This is a genomic window from Lysobacter sp. P5_C4, from assembly GCF_054049695.1.
In genome coordinates this window covers 1-632 of record NZ_JBFULX010000014.1, presented here as the reverse complement: position 1 = coordinate 632, position 632 = coordinate 1, and the positions used below count along the sequence as shown (strand labels likewise).

The 632-nt window shown below is 43.5% G+C and carries 2 protein-coding genes; one reads left to right on the top strand and one right to left on the bottom strand.

The genetic code is table 11. The features are described 5' to 3' along the window. On the bottom strand, positions 1–197 hold a 197-nt coding region (locus ACXJJ8_RS15420; RefSeq protein ID WP_499031862.1), incomplete at its 3' end, for an aminopeptidase. A gap of 84 nt (positions 198–281) precedes the next feature. Here ACXJJ8_RS15420 and ACXJJ8_RS15415 point away from each other — a divergent pair. Continuing rightward, the coding region (locus tag ACXJJ8_RS15415; protein WP_499031860.1) for a glutamate--tRNA ligase family protein at positions 282–632 on the top strand (351 nt) is incomplete at its 3' end.

The following is a 632-nucleotide window of genomic DNA, read 5'->3' as shown; positions in this document are numbered from 1 at the left end:
GCTTTCACTTCATCGTCGTCCCAATCGATGACGACATCTTTGGCGCCAGCGTCGTAAGCCTTTTTCGTTAGCTTGCGCACGAAGTCAGCGCAGGCGATCGGAGTCATGATGACGACTGTTTGGTCTTTTTGTACGTTTAATCCTACACGAATCGCAAGCTCTGCATATTTATCTAAATAATGTTCGAATGTCTCCATGTCGCTGGCTCCTTTATATTTTAGTAAGATTTAGTGTATGATAGAAAATAAAACTTTAACCCGTGGGAGAAAGGCTGGGCGAATATGGAAACGAAGAGTACAACAGTAAGCACTCCATCCAATTTCATTAAGAACATTGTAAACGAAGATCTGAAATCAGGCAAAGTCAGTCAGGTAATCACCCGATTTCCCCCGGAGCCGAACGGTTACCTTCATATAGGACATGCGAAGTCGATCTGTCTTAATTTTGAGCTTGCGGATGAATTCAAAGGGTTAACGAACCTTCGCTTCGATGATACGAATCCGGTTAAGGAAGATACGGAATATGTGGAATCCATTAAAGCCGATGTGGCATGGCTCGGTTTTCAGTGGGATGGCTTGTTCTTTGCTTCGAATTATTTCGAGGAAATGTACAACCGCGCATTGGTGTTGATA